Consider the following 19,465-nt stretch of genomic DNA (forward strand, 5'->3'; position numbering starts at 1 on the left):
GTCGCGTTCCGGGCGGGCGGGCCGACATGCATAGCATGAGGTCCGCGCGTCCGACCTGTGTTCCTCAGCTGCCGCGATAGGTCGAATACCCGAAAGGCGAAAGCAAAAGCGGCACATGGAAATGCGTCTCCTCCGCCATGGCGAAGCGTATCGGCACGACATCGAGAAAGAGCAGCCCCTCCCCGCCCTGCCTGCTGGCGCGCAGATACCCACCGGCGTGAAAGACCAGCTCATAGATCCCGGTCGCGAAATCCGCCTCCGGCAGGATCGGCCCATCCGTGCGCCCATCCTCGTTGGTGATCCGCCGTCCGAGGAATTCGCGCCCCTCCCCCTCGATCCGGAAAAGCTCGATTTCCAATCCGGATGCCGGTTTTCCCAGCGCCGTGTCCAGAACATGCGTCGTCAGATACCCGGCCATCACTCTCTCCATCTTGCGTCCTCGCCATGAAGGCGGGAAACTCGCGCCCAGACAAGCCCGAACAGACCGGAGCAGAAGATGAACCGCTATCCCCGCGACATGCACGGCCACGGGCCAACACCGCCCAACGCCACCTGGCCCGGCGGCGCCCGGCTCGCGATCCAGATCGTGATGAATTACGAGGAGGGCGGCGAAAACTGTGTCCTGCACGACGACGCCGCCTCCGAGGCCTTCCTCTCCGAGATCGTCGGCGCCGCAGCCTGGGAAGGACAGCGGCACTGGAATATGGAGAGCATCTATGAATACGGCGCCCGCGCCGGCTTCTGGCGCCTGCACCGCCTCTTCACCTCCATGAACATCCCCGTCACGGTCTATGGCGTCGCCACCGCCCTCGCCCGCTCCCCCGAACAGGTGAAGGCGATGCAGCAGGCCGAGTGGGAAATCGCCTCGCACGGGCTGAAATGGATCGAATACAAGGACTTCTCCCCGCAGGAGGAGGAAGCCCATATGAAGGAAGCGATCCGCCTTCATACGGAAGTCACCGGCGCGCCGCCGCGCGGCTGGTACACCGGCCGCTGCTCGGTCAACACGGTCACACTCGCCGCCCATAGCGGCGCCTTCGACTATATCGCCGACAGCTATGCCGACGACCTGCCCTACTGGATCGAGGCCGATGGCCGCGACCAGCTCATCATCCCCTACACGCTCGATTCCAATGATATGCGCTTCGCCACCCCCCAGGGGTTCAACACCGGCGCCGACTTCGAGAGCTACCTGCGCGACAGTTTCGACATGCTCTATGCCGAAGGCGAAGCGGGAGCGCCGAAAATGCTCTCCATCGGTCTGCATTGCCGCCTCATCGGCCGCCCCGGCCGCCTCGCCGGGTTGAAACGCTTCCTCGACTATGCCGCGTCTCGGGAGGGCGTCTGGTTTGCCCGCCGCGTCGACATCGCCGAGCATTGGAAAACCACCCATCCGCCGCACCGTCGCCCCCGCCCAAGCCAGTTGACGCGCGAGGATTTCGTCGACCGGTTCGGCGACATTTTCGAACACTCCCCCTGGATCGCGGAACGCGCCCACGGGCTCGAACTCGGCCCCGCCCATGACAGCGCCACGGGTGTTCACTCTGCCCTCGCCCGCGTTTTCCGGTCTGCCAGCGAGACCGAAAGGCTCGGCGTGCTGCGCGCGCATCCGGACCTCGCCGGCAAACTCGCCCAGGCCGCGCGCCTGACAGAGGACAGCACTTCCGAGCAGGCCAGCGCCGGGCTCGACGCGCTCACCGATGCCGAACGCACCACCTTTACCGAGCTGAACACCGCTTATACCGAGCGCTTCGGTTTCCCCTTCATCATCGCCGTACGCGACCATGACAAGGCAGGCATCCTTGCCGCCTTCCGCCGCCGACTCGAAAATTACCGCCGCGCGGAGTTCGCCGAGGCCTGCCGTCAGGTCGAGCGCATCGCCGAACTGCGGCTGAAGGCAATGGATCTGTGATGCAGGAGATCATCCCTGAACCGCTCACCGCCGAAGCCTTCGCCCCCTTCGGCGACCTCCTTGCGACCAGCGGCGCCCCCGACAAATGGATCAACGAGGGGGCCTGCGGCCGCTACCACGACCGCGCATCGCTCGATTTCGGCAGCGGCCGGGCCGGGATCTCGCTTTTCAAGGCCGATCCGCGCAGCCTGCCCTACAGGTTCGACCTCGTGGAACGGCATCCCGATGGCAGCCAGACCTTCCTGCCGATGAGCGAACACCCTTTTCTCGTCATCGTCGCACCCGATCTCTCGGATCGCCCCGGAATGCCGCGCGCCTTCCTCACCGCGCCCGGAGAAGGCATCAACCTTCATCGCGGCACTTGGCACGGCGTTCTGACACCGCTCCACGCACCCGGCCTCTTCGCCGTGGTCGACCGGATCGGTGATGGCGCAAATCTCGAAGAGTACCGGTTCCCGGAGGGCTTCATCGTCATGTCGGGATAGGCGCTATTTTTCCCCGGGACACCACGGCGTCGAAGAGCTCCCCCGCCCGCTATGCGTGAGCCAAGTGACATCTGCGATGTCTTACACGGATGTCTGGCGTGGATCGACCAGCCGATTGGCTCCACAAAAAAAGCCTGTCGCGAGAAACGCGACAGGCTCATTTGCACCATGTTCGACGCCACGAGCGGTCTCCGCGGGAAGGCCGAGGACGAACCTGCCGGTATCAGGCCCGACGCCGGCGCGCGGTGAGGCCCAACAGACCAAGGCCGCTCACCAGGAGCGGCAACCCGGCCGGAAGTGGCACGGCACTGATCGTGTCCGTGTACTCGATGCTCAAGGTGACCGGATCGTAGCTGCTATTCTCCAGCGCGGCGATCTGCCAGGACGCAAAGCTGTCGGTCTCAAGCCGAACGGTCAGAAGGTCGCCCACCAAAGCTGCACCGAAGGTCGACAGGTCGGTCAGAGAGAAGCTGCGAACATCTCCTCCGCTCCCCCCGGCCGCCGTCGTCGTATCGAGCGCCAGCGTTCCGGACGCGTGATGATCGGAGATATCGACAACCCCGTCACCGAGATAGGTGACGACATCAAGCGCGGCATCTCTCCCACCGACATTGGAAATGAAACGCGTCAGAATCATTGAAATATCGACCGCGTTGATAATCGCACTATCCGGAATCGCCGACAGATCGAATTCGAGGATGGCATTCCGGGTCAAACCACCGGACTGAACCATCGACAGTCTGTCAGCCGTCGTCTGGACGTCGTCCCCGCCGAAAATCTGCACATCACCGTCGACGGTTGGTGTCAGATCAATGATGGCCGCGTGGGCGGTGCCGGCAATAACGACCGCCGCGGCGGCCCCGAGTACAGAAGAAAAAATCGTCATAGCAATACCTTGTTGATACACACAGCTCCCTGAGTGAAGGATCCGATGCATCTGGTCATACCCCAAATGAGGTAGGGCAGCGCCAAGGCTGCACTTTTTTCCGTTTGGAGGCCGCTTCGCGGGCGCGCTCCCGTCCGTTGCGGTGTCGCTGGTTGTCTCTCGACCCCATTCGGGTGAGCGCTGCCGCTCCGGCCAAGGTCATACGAAAGCGGCAGCAGAGAATTGATGCGACGACGTCGGACAGTGTTGATCGGCGTTCAGGCAATCTGCCCCCCATCGGAGATGGTCGGATCACATGTCTGGCCCGCCGCATCGGGGGCCGTCCCCAAGGGCAGCAAACGTGTTTCATTTCCGACATCTGGACCAATCTCCCCCCGCTTCCAGATAGACTTTCCCTCCCCGTCCGAAGATAGTCGCAGCGCGCAGAGCCAAGGAGCCCCACCCCAATGCCCGCACTTGAATCCGGCTTCGTCCCGCTGATCCTGACCGCCGTCCTCGCCTATCTGCTCGGTTCAGTCCCGTTCGGCATCGTCATGGCGCGTCTCTTCGGGCTGGGCGACCTGCGCGCCATCGGATCCGGCAATATCGGCGCCACCAATGTCCTGCGCACCGGCAACAAGGTCGCGGCTTTCCTCACCCTGATCCTCGACGCGGCCAAAGGCGGCATCGCGGTGCTGATCGCCCGCGCGCTGGTCGGCGATGACGCGGCCCAGATCGCCGGTTTCGCGGCCTTCCTTGGACATCTCTACCCCGTCTGGCTCAACTTCAAGGGCGGCAAGGGTGTCGCGACCTTCCTTGGCGTGCTGCTGGCGCTGGATTGGCGCGTGGGCCTGGCCTGTTGCGCCACATGGCTCGCCATGGCGTTGATCTTCCGCATCTCTTCGCTCGCCGCTCTCGTCGCCGCTGCCAGCGCGACCGCCTGGATGCTGGTCTTCGGACAGGCGCAGATGGCGCTGCTCGGCCTGATGCTGACCGCGCTCGTCTATATCCGCCATTCGGCCAATATCGGACGGCTGCTACGGGGCGAAGAGCCCCGCATCGGTGGCGACAAGAAAAACAGCCAATAGCGCTGCACCGCGAATTCCATCCAATTGGCAAAGAATTGCCGCAAAGTCAGGTCAAGCTACCAGCAAAACCGGACCTAAGGGGCAGCAAATTGCGCAAGTTCTTCGCAGCTTTCGACAGCTTCATCTTTAACTTTGTCAACATTCTGGGCCGTTCCTCGCGCGCAGATTACTGGTGCGTCATGCCCGTGCTCTGGGCGGCGATGCTCGGGCTATTCTGGTGGGACCTGCGCGGCTTCGTCTTCAGCCTCGATGCTGGCGAGATGCCGTCGCTGAACCCGCTCGCCTATGGCTCGGTGCTCTTCATCCTGGTCACGGCCATCCCCCGCCTGACCCTCGCCATGCGCCGCTTGCAAGACAGTGGACGCAAGGGAAAATGGGCGTTTCTGCCCTTCTCGGCCGGTTTCTTCGCCCTGATGGGGCTGTTCGGTATTGCCACCAGCGGCATCTCCACCGCCTTCATGGGAATGGGTTCCGGCGCTGGCGGTCTCGGGGTCGATGCAAGCTTCAATCCGGACATGTCCTTCCATCACCTGATGGGACGGTCCAGCGCCGAGGCCGTGGTGCTCGGGCTCTACGAGATTCTGTCAAATATCGAACATCTGCGTCTGACGGGCGCCTTGCCGAGCTTCAGCGAGATGGCGGCCAATTTCACCGCCAATACCGCGAACGATCCGGCCATGGCCCTTCCCTTGATCCTGATGATCTGCTTCTTCTTCTTCTACCCGCCGGTCGCGGTCATGGCCTATATCCTGTTCATGACCATGCCGTCGGACGAAGGCGAGAACCCCTATGGGTTGCCGAGCTCGACCGGGAGGACGCCGGTGCGCGCTGCCAAAGGCGAGCACAACGCCTTCGCCTCCTACGCGATCCTGACCAGACAGGACCACGCGCCCACCGAAGAGGAAGTCGCGGCCCGCAAAGACACCGTGCACAGCCTGTACGAACAGCGCGTGCTTCGACGCCAGCAATAGCGGAAATCAGGGGGCCGCGTGGCGGTCCCCGTGAAATCAGTAGCTGAATTCTGAATAGATCCGTGTGAGATCGCCGGCCCACGCGCCCTCGTAGCGCTCCAACAGCTCGTCGGCCGGTACCTTGCCGGTCTCGATGCTCTCTTGAAGCGCGTTGAGGAAATGGGTCTCGTCCGGGATCATGCCGCCTGCGCCGGGGATCGCCCGTGCCTTGAGCCCGGTTTCGGCAATGTCCACCGCCCGTGCCGCAAGATCGCGCAGCTTCACGCCACCGGACTCGCCCTGAAGCCCGTCCACCGACGCCGCGACCCGCAGCCCTTCGCGTGTCTCCGCGTCGAGGCCCTTCACCAGGTCCCAGGCCGCGTCCATTGCGCCTTCGTCATAGAGCAGCCCGACCCAGAAGGCCGGCAGCGCGCAGAGACGCCGCCACGGCCCGCCATCGGCACCGCGCATCTCCATGTATTTCTTGATCCGCGCCTCGGGGAAGACCGTGGTGAGATGGTCGGCCCAATCCGACAGCGTCGGCGTCTCGCCGGGCAGCGCGGGGAGCTTCCCCTTCAGGAAATCGCGGAAGGACTGGCCGAGCGCGTTGATATATTTGCCGTCGCGATAGACGAAATACATCGGCACATCGAGCGCATATTCGACCCAGGCCTCGAAGCCGAACCCCTCTTCGAAGACGAAGGGCAGCATACCGGTGCGCGCGTCATCCAGGTTGCGCCAGATGCGCGAGCGCCAGGACTTGTGGCCGTTCGGCTTGCCTTCCAGGAAAGGCGAGTTGGCGAAAAGCGCGGTGGCGACCGGCTGCAGCGCAAGGCCGATGCGCAACTTCTTTGTCATGTCGGCTTCGCTGGCGAAGTCGAGATTCACCTGCACGGTGCAGGTGCGATACATCATCTGTTTTCCGAGATCGCCGACGCTGTCCATGTAGTCGGTCATCAGCCGGTAACGCCCCTTGGGCATCTGCGGCATGTCCTCATGGAGCCATTGCGGCGCAGCGCCGAGCCCGATGAAGCCGGCACCGATCTCGTCGGCCACGGTCTTGACCTCGCGCAGGTGCTCGTTGACCTCGTCGCAGGTCTCGTGGATCGATTGCAGCGGCGCACCGGACAGCTCGAGCTGCCCGCCCGGTTCCAGCGAGATATTGGCGCCGTTGAGCTCCAGCCCGATGATATTGTCCTGCTCGAGGATCGGCGCCCAGCCATAGCGGTCGCGCAGCCCTTCGAGCATGGCCTTGATCGAGCGCGGGCCGTCATAGGGCAACGGCCGGAGCGTGTCGCGGCAATAGCCGAATTTTTCATGCTCGGTGCCGATGCGCCAATCCGCCTTCGGCTTGCAGCCACTTTCGAGATATTCGACCAGTTGCTCGTAACGCTCGATCGGCCCGCCGCCGGATTGAGGGATGGACATGGGGATTGGTCTCCGGATTGGACGCGCAATCCGGTTTAGGTGCGCTTCCGGATCGCGCAAGTCAAGGGGGCGCCGAGCGAAGCGAAGGCGCCCCCCCGGGTCGTCGCGCGCAGCGCGGCGACAAATGGGTATGAATGGCCTCGCGGGGAACGGATTCGGAAAGCAGAAGGAGCGTCCGTCTGCTGCGGGCAGTGGCACAGCGACCGCGCCCTGATCCGGTGTCCTTCGGCGTGGAGCTTCGATGTCTGCAAACGGCTCGGATCGAACGCCCGGAACACGCCCGGTCACTCAGAGTTCAGCCTCGATCAACTCCGGCTCGAGGTTCCGGTGCCAGATCCGCCGCGCCGGTTTCGCTTCGCCCTCAAGGGCCGACATCAGGGCACGGCTCTCCATGCCCGGCAATGCTGCCAGATGGTCGTAGAGCGCCTCGGCCCCCGCGGCAGCGAGGGGAACGAGCAGCATCTGATTATCCGCCTGGCGCAGGCGCCAGCAGCGGCGGGGCCCGGGCAGGTCGATCACATCGATCTCGACCAGTTCGGCCAGTGCCACCGCCCCCCCGACGATCGGTCCGAGATAGGTGATCCGTCCCTCGTCGATCGAGACGACACCCGGCGCGTCGATCTCGAGCCGGAAACGCTGTCGCCGCCAGGCAAAGACCGCCATCAACAGCCCCATCGCCGTGACCAGTCCGCCCAGGACAAGCATGATCGGCCCCCCGAGCCCGACCAGCCAGAGGCCGAACAACGCAACGGCCAGCGCCACCAATGCTTCACGCCAGCGGGTCAGGGTCCGCGCGAGTTCCGGCCGGATCAGGCTCATGCCGCCTCCACATCCTGGACACCATCGAACATCAGCATGCTGAACGTGCCGATCCGGGTGAATCCGATTGCTTCATAGGCCCGCGCGGCGTGATCGTCGGCCGCCGAAAGGACAGCGCGGCAAACGCCCATGGCGCGCGCCGTCTCAAGGTGCAGAGCCACCGCGCGCCGCGCGTAGCGCCGGCCCCGAAGGTGCGGCGGCGTATAGACATTTCCAACCTGAACGATATCCGGAAGAACCGCGTTGAACGCCGTCATCGAAATCGGCCGTCCGGCGGATTCCAGCACCGCCAGCCGCCCTGCCTCGGTCATCGAAACGACCTGCCGCGCGGCCTGAACCGCCGCCTCCGGTTCCGGCATGTTGAAAACATCACCCAGAAAATCCGCGCGCCAACGGGTCAGGATTTCGGCGTCGGACGACTCCGCAAGGCGCAGATCCGAATTCCCGGGCGGAACGATCAGCGATCCCAGTTCCAACCTGTATTGCGGTTCGGCCACGTCGCGGCGCACCTGCGCGCGGCCCAGCCCCAGCCTCCGACGCGCTGCCATGACACGCTCATGCGGCCCGACGATACCTTCGATCTTTTCGCCCGCGAACAATTGCGCCAAATCCGTCCCGACCTGCCCTGCGTCCAGCGCAACAAAGAGATATCCGGCATTGCTCAGCCCAATCGCACCCACGATCTCGCCCCTTCCCGACTCCTCGATCCAGATCCGCGTTGCCCGGTCGCTCGTGCCGCCACAGGGTCCGTAGAGCCGCAGGTTGTCACGCAGATACATGTTGCCTTCCGGCTGCCGCGACAGAAAGGCGTCGAGTCTCTCGGCATCGTCCGGACATGCGGGTCTCATCAGGCCGCCGCCCCAACCGATTGCGTGTCCGCGAAGAAGAGCAATGTGAAGCGCCCGACCAGTCGGAAGCCGATCGCCTCATAGGCGCGGCTCGCCGCCGGCCCGGAGGCAAAGAGGATCGCCCGTTTCACACCCTCCGCCCGCGCCCGCTCGAGATGCAGCGCCACCGCGCGGCGCGCATGGCCCTGCCCACGCACTTCATCGGGCGTGTAGACATTACCGACCTGCACTGTGTCCGTCAAAATCGCGTTGAAAGAGGTCATGGCGACGGTCTCGCCCGCCGCGTTCTCCAGCAGCATCAGCGTGCCGCGTTCCAGCATCCCCTCGATATCCGCCTCGGCCATGCCCATGGCCTCTTCGGGGGTGAAATGGATTGTCTCGACCAGGTAGGAGGCGCGCCAGTGGAGAAGCAGGTCCGTGTCCGCCTTCGTGGCCGAGCGCAGGGAAACAGACGCCCGCGGCAATACGAGCTCGTCCAGGTCGAGCGCGTAGAGCGGCTCGTCCTCATCAAGCTGGACCGGTGCCCCGTTGAGCCCGAGCGCGCACCGCGCGGCGTGCACCTGCTCCGTCGCTCCGAGTATCGCGTTGATCTCGTCCTCGGCCAGGGTTTCGGCGAACTCTTCGGACGGAAACGTGCCGGGAAGCTGGACCAGCACGAAACCGGCCGTTGTTATTCCGAAGACACCGTCCACCACGCCCGCTGTCTCGCGAAGCCACATCCGCGTTGCGTTTCGATCCTCACCGCCGCAAGGGCCGAACCGCGCAAGGTTGCCCCTCAGGAACATCGATGTGTCGCAATGTCCGACGAGGAAGGCTTCGATCGCCTCCGCGTCGGACACCACCGCCTCTCGAAATCTCATCTACCAATCCCCCAAAACACTCTGCCACAGCGTCAGAGCCGCCACCGCCGCGGTATCGGCCCGCAGGATGCGCGGACCGAGGCTCACGGCCACCGCGGCCTCCATATCACGCAGTCGCCGGCGTTCGGAGTCAGAAAATCCGCCCTCCGGACCAACCAGGATCGCCCACGGGCCCGATGCGCCCGAGAGCGCCTCGCGCGCGCCCACAAGCGCTTCGTCGCAAAACATCAGCCGCCGCTCTGTCGGCCAGTCGGACAGCACCCGGTCAAGCCGCGCCAGCTCGGCCACATCGGGGACATAGGTGCCGCCGCATTGCTCCGCCGCCTCCACCGCATGGGCCTGCAACCGGTCCCGCCGAATGCGCTCGGCATTGGTGAACTCGGTCTGAACCGGACAGATTCGCGCCGCCCCCATCTCGGTCGCCTTCTCGACGATGAAATCGGTCCGCGCCTTCTTGATCGGGGCGAAGAGCAGCCACAGATCGGGCGGCATCTGCAGATCCCGCGTCCGCTCGACGCATTGCAGCACCCCGCCGCGCTTGCCGGCTTCGGCAATCTCGGCCCGGAACTCGCCGGTCTGCCCGTCGAAAACATGCAGATCGTCGCCCATTCCGAGCCGCATCACGCCAAAAAGATAATGCGCCTGCTCCCGCGTCAGTGAAACGCTTTGCCCCTCGGCAAGGCTTTGTTCTACATACAGGCGGACCTTAGACATCGCTTACATTCCCAGTTTCCGGGGCGGACCATATGACCGACACCAGCCAGACGCCAGTCACCACGCAAACCGATACCGTGCCCGGAGCCGTCGCCGATGCGCCCGATGGCAACTGGGTTGACCGGTTTTCACCCGCCCTGATGCGCCCCTATCTGAGGCTCTCGCGGGCCGACCGGCCCATCGGCTTCTACACGCTGATCATCCCCTCCTTCTGGGGCCTCTTCGCCGCCGCGGCCGCCACCGGCTGGCGCGCCTTCGACCTCTGGATCCTGGTCGCCGTCATCCTCGGCTCCATCCTGATGCGCGGCGCCGGCTGCACCTGGAACGACATCACCGACCGCGAAATTGACGCGCTGGTCGAGCGCACCAAGTCGCGCCCACTGCCCTCCGGACAGGTTACGCCGAAGAATGCCATGATCTGGCTCGGCGCGCAGGTCGGCATCGCCTTCCTGATCCTGCTGACCCTCAACTCCACCGCGATCCTGCTCGGTGTGCTCTCGGTCTTCCTCGTCGCGCTCTACCCCTTCGGCAAGCGGTTCACCTGGTGGCCGCAATTCATTCTCGGGCTGAACCTGAACTGGGGCGCCATGCTGGCCTGGGCCGCGCATACCGGCGAGCTCACCCTCGCCCCGGTCTTCTTTTTCTTCGGCGGCGTTGCCTGGACGATCTTCTACGACACGATCTACGCCCATCAGGATATCGAGGACGACACGCTGATCGGGGTGAAATCCACCGCCCGGCTTTTCGGCGACGAGACCCCCGCATGGCTGCGCCTCTTCACCATGGTCACCGTGCTGATGATGACCGTCGGCGTCTTCCTCGCGCTCGGCTCTCTGGGCAGCCCGATGGCACTCATCTTCGGCCTGGCCGGCGCGCTCGGCATGGGCCTGCACATGGCCTGGCTGACCGCGACGGTGGACCTCGACGATCCGATGTCCTGCCTGCGCAGCTTCCAGGCCCTCAAGCTGACAGGCTCGATCCTCGTGATTGGCCTTGTGCTGGCCCTTCTGGTTCTGTGAACTGGCGAAATGGCGCTTGTTGCGCGGCGGGCGATTGATCCCGCCGCCACGCGCCTCTAAGAAACTGCCAACGGGAACAAGAAGAACGAAAACATGCGCCTAGGCCCGAAGATCATCGCAGCCGTCGCCATCCTGCTCGCCGGCCTTGGCAGTTGGCTGACCGCCTCTGTTGCAGCCGGCATCATCGAAGAGCGCTCCGGGCGCGCGGTCAATATCGCGCTGATCGAGGCCGGCCATGAATGGGCCGATGTCTACACGGACGGGCTGCAGGTCCATATCGGCGGCATGGCCCCGACCGAGGCCCGCCGCTTCAACGCCCTGCATATTGCCGGCAAGATGGTCGACGCGACCCGAATCGTCGACGGAACCACCGTCCAGCCGAGCAAGCCGATTGCGCCGCCGCGCTATTCGATCGAGATCCTGCGCAATGACGAGGGCGTGACGCTGATCGGGCTGGTCCCCGACAGTCTCGACCGCCCGACCATGGTCAACGAGATCATGGCGCTGGCGCAGGGCGCCGAGGTGACAGACCTGTTGCAGAACGCGCATTACCCGGCCCCGCCGGGCTGGGAGCCGGCCGTGCATCACGGCATGAACGCGCTGGCGCGCCTGCCGCGGTCGAAAATCTCGATCTCGTCCGGCAAGGTCGACATCACCGCCATCGCCGCCTCGCGTGAGGAGAAGGCCCAGATGGAACAGGCGCTGGAAGGGCTGCTGCGCCGCCGCAGCAACCTGCCCATCGAGGTCAGCTACCGCATCACCGCTCCGCGCCCGGTCATCACGCCCTTCACGCTGCGCTTCCTGATCGACGGCAAGGGACCGCATTTCGACGCCTGTTCCGTCGACACCACCCGCGACCGGGAGCGCATCCAGGCCGCCGCCGAGGCCGCCGGGATGAAGGGGACCGCCGACTGTACGCTGGGGCTCGGGGTGCCAACGACGGAATGGGCCAATGCCGTCATCATGGGGATCGAGGCGCTGGCCGAGATCGGCGGCGGTTCGGTGACTTTCTCGGATGCCGACGTCACCCTCGTCGCACAGGAGACCACACCGCAGGCTGCCTTCGACCGTGTCGTGGGCGAGCTGGAATCGAACCTGCCGGAAGTCTTCTCGCTGCATTCGGTCAAGCCTGAACCCGTCGTGGTCGACGGCACCGGCGAGGGGAACGGACCGCCCGAATTCATCGTCACCCGCAGCCCCGAGGGCCAGGTCCAGCTGCGCGGCCGCCTCAACAACGACATGGTGCGCGACATGGTGGAAAGCTATGCCAAGGCGCGCTTCGGGATCGGCTCTGTCTACACGGCTGCGCGGCTCGACGAGGACCTGCCGAAGGAGTGGCCGGTGCGCGTGCTGGCCGGGCTGCAGGCATTGTCAGAGCTCGAATCCGGGTCGGCCGTCGTTCAGGAGGAATTCATCGCCCTGCGCGGCAAGAGCGGCAATGCCGAGGCCCAGGCGGAGATCGCGCGGCTGCTGGCACAGAAACTTGGCGAGGGTCAGAACTACTCGCTGGACATCGAATATGACGTGAAGCTCGATCCGATCGCCGCGCTGCCGAAACCGTCGGAATGCATTGCCGAGGTCAACGGGCTGCAGTCGGAGACGAAGATCACCTTCGAACCTGGCTCGGCCGATATCTCGGGCGGCGGGATCGAAGTCGTCAACGGGATCGCGGAGGTCCTGAAGGCCTGCCGCGAGGTCGAGATGGAGATCGAGATCGCGGGCTACACCGACAGCCAGGGGCGCGAACAGATGAACCTGGAGCTGTCGCAGGGCCGGGCCGAAGCCGTTCTCGAAGCGCTGACCGCCCGGCGCGTGCTGACATCCTCGATCACCGCGCAAGGCTATGGCGAGGCCGACCCGATCGCCGATAACGAGACAGAGGAAGGCCGTGAGGCCAATCGCCGTATCGAGTTCCGGCTGCTGACCGCCGAGGCAACGGGCACGGAGATCGACACAGCCACGGGCGACGACGCAACCGATGGCGAGGGCACCGCCGCAGACGCCGCCGTAACCGAGGCGGACACGTCGAAACTCGACGCCACGACAGGCGCGGCCGAGGCGCAAACCAGTAGTACAGAATCCGCCGAAGGCGGGGAGGAAAGCCAGTGAACCGCACCGAATTCATCGTCGCCACCGCCGCGGTCCTGTTCGTAGCCTTCCTGCTGGGATGGTTCGCCTCGTGGATCATCCACCGCGTGACGCGGGTGACGCAGTCGGAAATGGGTGAGCTGGACCAGATGGCGCAGTCGCTGCATGAGGCCGAGGAGACCCGCGACCAGGCGATCACCTATCTGCAACAGCGCGAAGCCGAGCTGACCAACCAGCTCAGCCAGACTGAAGCCGAGCTTCAGGCCGCCATGGACGGGCTGCGCGATGCCCGCGAGGAAGCAGAGCAGTTGCGCTCCTATATCGAGCGCGAGATGGCCGAAAGCTGAACCACAGGCCGATCTGGCCCCCGATGGTCGGGAAGACGGCCCAGTGCCGCTATCCCGCCGTCTCTACCGCCCTGCCCGCGATAAAAGCGCCCCGGAGCATGCGAAGGCGCTCTACGCGCTCCCGCAAAATCGGTTCGGTCAGGATCGTTTGCTGTCCGGGGCCATGACGACCGAGGTGGTGGTACTGGGCCGATGCGTTGCATGTTCGGCCTGCGGCACGGCCTTGCGAGACTTCATCCGCAGCAGCGTGAAAACCGCGAAACCGCCCATCAAAAGGCTGACGAACCATATCAGCGAGTCGTCGCCGAGGGTGGCGGAAAGCAAAGCGGTGGCCAGCGGTCCGGCGACCCCTCCGACCGAAAACGCGAAGAGCAATGTCACCGCTGTCGAGCCCACATAGACAGGCACCGTCCGGTCCATGGCATGGGCGGTGAGCAGCGAATAGAGCGGCAGCAGCGTTCCCCCAAGAAAGATGCCCATGACAAGGGCAAAAAACTGCAGCACCGGTCCTTTCTGGCCCAACAGGATCGACCCTTCCGTTTCTGTCAACGCCGCCATGAGAACGAAAATCGCACAGAGCGCCAGTGAAGTCAGGGCGATCACGCGGCGCCGATCCATCCGGTCCGAGGCGCGCCCAAGCGGGTATTGCAGCAGGATCCGGCCGCAATAGATCGCGCCGATCAGGATCGCGATCACTGTCGAACTCACGCCGAGACTGGCGGCCCGGAAGGGCAGGACATTGAGCATGATCGTGACGATGAACCCGTTGAGAAAGGCGCCGACAAAGGCGGTGGGCGACAGCCGGTAGGTCGCCACCAGCCGAACATTGGCCTTCTGTTTCAGTGGCTTCGGATCGTTTCGGGTCGAGGCCAGCACAATGATCGCGATGCAGAACAGCGCGGACACGGGGATGAAGGAGCCGGCAACATCGTCACTGTAGAGGATCACGAAGACCTGGCTGACGACGGAACAGACCCCGAGCACGATGGAATAGATCGAGAGAATCCGGCCGCGGGAGGAGGCCTCGGCCGTGTCGTTGATCCAGGCGTCTCCGATGGCATAGAGGCCGGCCGTGGCGAGCCCGGTCACGAATCGTGTGGCGAGTGTCATCGCCGGGTTGGCCGTTTCCGACAGGATCAGAGTGGCCAGCGCACAGAGCGCCGCTGCCGCTGTGAAGGCCCGGATATGGCCGATCGCCCCGAGCGGTCCGGCGATCCGGAAACACCCCAGCAGGAATCCCAGCGAATAGGCCGAGGCAACCAGCGAGGCGAGCTCCTGCGATCCGCCGGTGGCCGCAATATCGAGCGCAACAAGCGTGCCGAGCGCGGCGGTCGCGATATGGATCGCTCCCAGGGACAGGAAGAGCGCCCGAAGGGATAGCAACTTGTCGTTCATATCATTCCCTTCGGATGGCCGGGCTGGGCGCCAGCCTATCCCGCTTGGGGCATCAGTGCACAGATGTCTTTGACAGGACGGCAGGTACCCGCTCGCGGGTCACGGCGCTGCCCGGAGGGACAAGCTCGAGCCGTTGCGCGCGCCCGCATCGCCGGCTCAGGCGGAGGGACTGTCCGACATGAAAAGCGGACCGGAGCGGCCGAGATGATCCTCGATCATTTGCACAGCACCGGCCCGATCCCCCCGCGCGAGCAACTCGGTCAGGGACGCATGCTCCCGCAGGGTCGTGTTCTCGCGCCCTTCCCAATGAAGTACAGGCCGGTAATAGGCGAGCAGCCAGGTCAGCATTGCCCGCGTGACGCTCTCCAGCAGCGGGTTCCCGGTGATCCGGGCGATGCGGACGTGAAAAGCGATGTCGGCCTCGATGAAGGCCTTGTCATCACCCAGCCGGCTCCGTTGGACCTCGATCAGCGCCTGCAAGTCCCGCGCGTCCTCGGCGGTGCAGCGCTCGGCGGCAAGGCCGACCGTTCCGGCCTCGAGGATCTTGCGGAGCTGTTTGAGGTGATCGACATTCGACGGCTCCGCCGACAGCAGGAGCCTGGCGATCTCGTCGACCTGGCCCAGCGCCGTGCTTGCATCCAGCGCGTTCACACGGCTGCGCTCGCCATGGGAGATCGAGATGAGGCCCTTGTTCGCAAGCATCTGCAGCGCCTCACGCACAGCGGGGCGCCCGACCCCGAACAGCTCCATGAGTGCGCGCTCGGAGGGCATCGCATCTCCTGGCGCAAGCTCCCCCGACTTGATCATGTGCCAAAGCCGGTCGAAGACCTGATCCGACAGCTTCTGCCGCTGGATCGGTTCGACCGGCTGTTTCGCGAAGGGTGTGTCCTCGTCCATCTCTCAACCATGCTGCCTCTTGCCAACGGCGTACCCGAGGGGCTCCCGCACGGCAAGGCGGCGGCCCGGGGACGCGCCCGGACCGCACACCACAATCCGGATCAGGTGATCCGCTCGACGCTGGCCGCGATCTCGTCTTCATCGAAGCACCGCTTCCAGTCATCCTTCATGAGAACCGGAATACCGAATTCGATGGCCTTGTTGGCCGCGTCCGAGAAGACACCTTCATGCTGGTCGAAGGTCACGGCCCCCATGATGTTCATGTGCCCGAGCAGGAAATCCCGCGCGCAGTCATAGCTCACTCCGCGGGCGATGACCTCGTCCATTGCCTGCCGCAGGACCGCCATCAGCGACCCGTTCACGGTCTCGGACAACCCCGGTTCGAGCAGCGCAAATTGCTTGAGCGTCACGCGATGCGATCGGGCGACCGGCGCGTAGATGGTCTTCGCGACAGCCTCGCCAAGCGCGAAATCCTCTTCCGGCCCCTGGACGAGTACGTTGACGATGCCCTGCTTTGCAGCGATCCCGCCGAAATAGTCGCGCCTGGCTTCCAGCTCCGTTTCGTCGTTCCAGATCGGCGGGTGACACGGATGGGAGACGAAATAGGTGATGTCCGCGCGCTCCGGCAGATGCCCGGCAAAAGGCGCCGCACCGTCGAGGCAGAAGACCATGGCTCCGGGTTTCACCTTGTCGATGATGCCGTGCGAGATCTTCCCGATCAGCGTGTCCGGAACGGCCAGCACGATCACGTCGGCGACTTCAAGCGCGGTGTCCGGGTCGACGCAATCGACCCCGAACGCCTCTTTCACACGCTGCTGTCCCTCCGGGGACACTTCCACATGGGAGGTTGCGAATGCGTCGGACCTGACAAGGTTCGCCCCAAGACGCATTCCCATTTTCCCGCCCGCTCCAAACAAGGCCAGATTTGTCACGATAGCTTCTCCTTCTGTCCATTCCCGCCTCGCAGGAATCGGATTGACAACTGGTATGATGACTTAATAACTATACCACTATGCCAAATGTCAACAGAAATGCAGCAACCATGGATGGACCACGTAACGCGGAGAGCCCCCTCGGCGCGGGATGCCTCGTGGCATGGTATGGCGATGACTTCACAGGCGCAGCGGCGGTCATGGAGGTCCTGACCTTCTCCGGCCTTCCCGCAATCCTGTTTCTCGATGTTCCGAGCCCCGAGCAACTCGCGCGCTTTCCGGAGTTGCGCGCCATCGGCGTCGCCTCGACCGCGCGGACCCAACCGCCCGACTGGATGGACCGGACGCTGCCGGATATTTTCAAGCGGCTGAAGGCGCTCGGTCCCGAGTTGATCCACTACAAGGTCTGCTCGACGCTCGATTCCTCGCCAGTCTCCGGTTCCATCGGACGCGCCATGGAAATCGGGGCCGACAGCCTTGCCACGACATGTGTTCCGGTGCTCGTCGCCGCGCCGAAAATGCGGCGCTACCAGTGTTTCGGCCACCTCTTTGCAGGGATGGACGAGGAAGTGGTCCGTCTTGACCGGCACCCGGTCATGTCGCGCCACCCCGTCACGCCCATGGACGAGTCCGATGTCGCGCGCCACATCGCGCGCCAGTCGGACCGGCTGGAGACCTGTCTTCTCTCACTCGAGGATCTCGCCCGTGGGACAGGGTTGGAGAAGGCTCCCCCCCTTGCGCCGGGGCGCCTCTGCGCGGTCTCAATCGACACGATGGACAGCGCCTCCGATGCCGCCGCCGGACGCGCCATTTGGGAAGCCCGGGCGACAAGCCCGTTCGTGATCGGTTCGCAGGGCGTGGAATATGCGCTGGTCGAGCATTGGTGCCAAAGCGGTCTGCTGGACCGGGTCGCGCCGCCGACGGGGCTCGGACGCTCAGCCGGGATGATGTCGGTCTCCGGCTCGGTCTCGCCCACCACGGCCGCGCAGATCGCATGGTCGACGCAGAATGGATTTGAGGCCATCGCCTTCGATGCGTCGCGGGTCTGCCACGGCAAAGAGAGGGTCGAGCGGGAGATCGCACGCGTCGTCGACGCCTCCCTGTCCGCGCTGTCCGACGGGAAGGACCCGCTTGTCCACACAGCCGAGGGGCCGGACGATCCCGCCGTGACACGGTTCCGCGCAGCGCTTGCCGAGACCGGAACAGATCCGCAAACGGCGAACCGGACCGTCGGCGAGGCCCTCGGTACGGTCCTGAAACGGGTGCTGGAGCGCAGCGATATCAGGCGGGCCATCGTCTCCGGCGGCGACAGTTCGGGCTTCGCCACGCAAAAACTCGGCATCTTTGCCCTCTCGGCGCTCGCACCAACCATTCCAGGCGCCTCGATCTTCCGGGCCCATTCGGACGGGCCGATGGACGGGCTGGAACTGGCGCTCAAGGGCGGCCAGATGGGCTCGCCGGACTATTTCGCCTGGGTTCGCGACGGTGGTGGACCGCGGTGAAGCAATACGGGAGCCCCCCATGTCACGCAGCATGATCACTGTAACCTACCGGATCGAAACGCCCGGCGATGTCGAGGCGCTTGCCGCGCGGATCGCAGCGGACCAGTCGACCGGCACCTTCACCGACCTGCCCGGCGAGACGGAGGCCGTCCGCGCCCGATGTGCCGCGCGCGTGACGGCCATCACCCCACTCGCTCCCGTCCCGACGCCGTCCTTCCCGGATCCCGGCGGGCATGGCCCCTATAACCGCGCCGATGTTGCGGTCACCTACCCGCTGGAAGCGGTCGGGACCGATATCGCCGCGCTGGCGACCATAACCATCGGCGGCGTCTTCGCCATTCGGGGCGCCACCGGCATCCGCGTGATGGATATCGACCTGCCGCCGGAATGGGCCTGTCATCCCGGCCCGCAATTCGGCATCGAAGGCTCGCGCCGGCTCATGGGCGTGGCCGAAGGGCCAATGATCGCCTCCATCATCAAGCCCTCCCTCGGTCTGCTGCCGGAGGAGACGGCGCGCGTCGTGGCACAGCTCTGCGAGGCCGGCGTGGACTTCATCAAGGATGACGAGAAGCTGATGAGCCCGGGCTATTCGGCGCTCGAAGACAGGGTCAACGCGATCATGCCGGTCATCCATGACCACGCCCAACGCACGGGCAAGACGGTGATGTATGCGTTCGGCATTTCCTCCGCCGACCCGGACGAGATGATGCGCAACCATGATCTCGTGGCCCAGGCCGGCGGCACGGCGGCGGTGGTCAACATCAACTCCATCGGCCATGGCGGCATGACCTTCCTGCGCAAGCGTTCACGCCTGTGCCTGCATGCCCATCGCAATGGCTGGGACATCCTCACCCGCCATCCCGGCCTCGGCATGGAGTTCCGCGCCTATCAGAAGATCTGGCGCCTGCTCGGGGTCGACCAATTCCAGATCAATGGAATACGGGCCAAATACTGGGAGCCCGACGAGAGCTTCGTCCGCTCCTTCCACGACCTGGCCGAGCCAATCTTCTCCCCCGCCGATAGACCTCTTCCGGTTGTCTGTTCCGGGCAATGGGGCGGACAGGCCGTCGACACCTATCGGCGGACAGGGCGCAGCCTTGACCTGATGTATCTCGCGGGCGGTGGCATCCACGGACACCCTTCAGGGCCGGCCGCCGGCGTGCGCGCGATCCGTCAGGCGTGGCAGGCCGCCGAGCGCGGTGTTGAGCTGTGCGACCACGCGAAGGATCATCCCGAACTGGCAGCCGCGCTCGACAAATGGGGCGAGAACGACCGCCCGAACGCGTGACAGGATCTCGGTGGCTCACCGAAATGCC

At 64.8% G+C, this 19,465-nt stretch carries 19 protein-coding genes; 9 read left to right on the forward strand and 10 right to left on the reverse strand.

Translation table 11 applies throughout. The annotated features are described in order from the left end of the window. Positions 1–64: 64 nt before the first annotated feature. Positions 65–418 carry a hydroxyisourate hydrolase gene (uraH, locus tag R3X27_RS08330; RefSeq protein ID WP_317708384.1) on the reverse strand — a complete coding sequence of 118 codons (354 nt, stop codon included), beginning with the start codon at positions 416–418 and terminating at the stop codon, positions 65–67. Positions 419–496: 78 nt separating this feature from the next. Here uraH and puuE point away from each other — a divergent pair, with 78 nt between their 5' ends. Both puuE and R3X27_RS08340 read left to right on the forward strand, forming a co-directional pair. Beyond that, a complete protein-coding gene (gene puuE / locus R3X27_RS08335; RefSeq protein WP_317708385.1) occupies positions 497–1,912 on the forward strand; it encodes an allantoinase PuuE in 1,416 nt (471 codons plus the stop codon). Then, positions 1,912–2,397 carry an ureidoglycolate lyase gene (locus R3X27_RS08340; RefSeq protein WP_317708386.1) on the forward strand — a complete coding sequence of 162 codons (486 nt, stop codon included), beginning with the start codon at positions 1,912–1,914 and terminating at the stop codon, positions 2,395–2,397. Before puuE ends, R3X27_RS08340 begins: the two co-directional genes overlap by 1 nt. Positions 2,398–2,620: 223 nt before the next feature. Here the strand turns inward: R3X27_RS08340 and R3X27_RS08345 are convergent, their stop codons facing one another. Beyond that, positions 2,621–3,283: a hypothetical protein gene (locus R3X27_RS08345; RefSeq protein ID WP_317708387.1), complete on the reverse strand. Its 663-nt coding sequence runs from the start codon at positions 3,281–3,283 to the stop codon at positions 2,621–2,623. Positions 3,284–3,729: 446 nt separating this feature from the next. On the opposite strand from R3X27_RS08345, the gene plsY reads away from it, so the two are divergent. Together plsY and R3X27_RS08355 are read left to right on the forward strand one after the other, a co-directional pair. Continuing rightward, positions 3,730–4,350: a glycerol-3-phosphate 1-O-acyltransferase PlsY gene (gene plsY, locus R3X27_RS08350; RefSeq protein ID WP_317708388.1), complete on the forward strand. Its 621-nt coding sequence runs from the start codon at positions 3,730–3,732 to the stop codon at positions 4,348–4,350. A gap of 89 nt (positions 4,351–4,439) precedes the next feature. Beyond that, a complete protein-coding gene (locus R3X27_RS08355) occupies positions 4,440–5,321 on the forward strand; it encodes a DUF805 domain-containing protein (protein ID WP_317708389.1) in 882 nt (293 codons plus the stop codon). Positions 5,322–5,357: 36 nt separating this feature from the next. Here R3X27_RS08355 and R3X27_RS08360 read toward each other — a convergent pair whose 3' ends face one another. The 5 genes from R3X27_RS08360 to R3X27_RS08380 form a co-directional block, all read right to left on the reverse strand. After that, complete coding sequence (locus tag R3X27_RS08360; RefSeq protein WP_317708390.1) at positions 5,358–6,728, reverse strand: glutamate--cysteine ligase; 1,371 nt, start codon at positions 6,726–6,728, stop codon at positions 5,358–5,360. Positions 6,729–7,016: 288 nt separating this feature from the next. After that, the gene (locus tag R3X27_RS08365) at positions 7,017–7,547 is read right to left on the reverse strand and encodes a hypothetical protein (protein ID WP_317708391.1); all 531 of its coding nucleotides are present in this window, start codon (positions 7,545–7,547) and stop codon (positions 7,017–7,019) included. Beyond that, on the reverse strand, positions 7,544–8,326 hold the full coding sequence (locus R3X27_RS08370) for a GNAT family N-acetyltransferase (RefSeq protein ID WP_317708392.1): 783 nt from the start codon (positions 8,324–8,326) through the stop codon (positions 7,544–7,546). The genes R3X27_RS08365 and R3X27_RS08370 overlap by 4 nt, the downstream gene beginning before the upstream one ends. Before the next feature lie 68 nt (positions 8,327–8,394). After that, complete coding sequence (locus R3X27_RS08375; RefSeq protein ID WP_317708393.1) at positions 8,395–9,255, reverse strand: GNAT family N-acetyltransferase; 861 nt, start codon at positions 9,253–9,255, stop codon at positions 8,395–8,397. Next, on the reverse strand, positions 9,256–9,969 hold the full coding sequence (locus tag R3X27_RS08380; RefSeq protein ID WP_317708394.1) for a 16S rRNA (uracil(1498)-N(3))-methyltransferase: 714 nt from the start codon (positions 9,967–9,969) through the stop codon (positions 9,256–9,258). 32 nt (positions 9,970–10,001) lie between these two features. On the opposite strand from R3X27_RS08380, the gene ubiA reads away from it, so the two are divergent. The 3 genes from ubiA to R3X27_RS08395 all read left to right on the forward strand — a co-directional run bounded on the left by ubiA (position 10,002) and on the right by R3X27_RS08395 (position 13,423). After that, positions 10,002–10,988, forward strand: coding sequence for a 4-hydroxybenzoate octaprenyltransferase (gene ubiA / locus R3X27_RS08385; protein WP_317708395.1), 987 nt, complete (start codon positions 10,002–10,004; stop codon positions 10,986–10,988). 93 nt (positions 10,989–11,081) lie between these two features. After that, on the forward strand, positions 11,082–13,097 hold the full coding sequence (locus R3X27_RS08390) for an OmpA family protein (protein ID WP_317708396.1): 2,016 nt from the start codon (positions 11,082–11,084) through the stop codon (positions 13,095–13,097). Next, positions 13,094–13,423: a hypothetical protein gene (locus R3X27_RS08395; protein ID WP_317708397.1), complete on the forward strand. Its 330-nt coding sequence runs from the start codon at positions 13,094–13,096 to the stop codon at positions 13,421–13,423. Before R3X27_RS08390 ends, R3X27_RS08395 begins: the two co-directional genes overlap by 4 nt. A gap of 138 nt (positions 13,424–13,561) precedes the next feature. Here R3X27_RS08395 and R3X27_RS08400 read toward each other — a convergent pair whose 3' ends face one another. The 3 genes from R3X27_RS08400 to R3X27_RS08410 form a co-directional block, all read right to left on the reverse strand. Continuing rightward, complete coding sequence (locus tag R3X27_RS08400) at positions 13,562–14,818, reverse strand: MFS transporter (RefSeq protein WP_317708398.1); 1,257 nt, start codon at positions 14,816–14,818, stop codon at positions 13,562–13,564. Positions 14,819–14,974: 156 nt separating this feature from the next. Then, positions 14,975–15,715 (reverse strand): transcriptional regulator NanR, encoded by a 741-nt coding sequence (nanR, locus tag R3X27_RS08405; RefSeq protein WP_317708399.1) that lies wholly within the window; start codon positions 15,713–15,715, stop codon positions 14,975–14,977. Between the two features lie 101 nt (positions 15,716–15,816). Beyond that, complete coding sequence (locus tag R3X27_RS08410; RefSeq protein WP_317708400.1) at positions 15,817–16,605, reverse strand: phosphogluconate dehydrogenase C-terminal domain-containing protein; 789 nt, start codon at positions 16,603–16,605, stop codon at positions 15,817–15,819. A gap of 152 nt (positions 16,606–16,757) precedes the next feature. Between R3X27_RS08410 and R3X27_RS08415 the strand changes: the two genes are divergently transcribed. After that, positions 16,758–18,149 (forward strand): four-carbon acid sugar kinase family protein, encoded by a 1,392-nt coding sequence (locus R3X27_RS08415; RefSeq protein WP_317708401.1) that lies wholly within the window; start codon positions 16,758–16,760, stop codon positions 18,147–18,149. Positions 18,150–18,168: 19 nt separating this feature from the next. After that, complete coding sequence (gene oiaX / locus R3X27_RS08420; RefSeq protein ID WP_317708402.1) at positions 18,169–19,437, forward strand: 3-oxo-isoapionate-4-phosphate decarboxylase OiaX; 1,269 nt, start codon at positions 18,169–18,171, stop codon at positions 19,435–19,437. The last annotated feature ends 28 nt before the right edge of the window (positions 19,438–19,465 follow it).

The sequence above is a fragment of the Tropicimonas sp. TH_r6 genome, from assembly GCF_033101155.1.
Taxonomy (GTDB): Bacteria; Pseudomonadota; Alphaproteobacteria; order Rhodobacterales; family Rhodobacteraceae; genus Tropicimonas.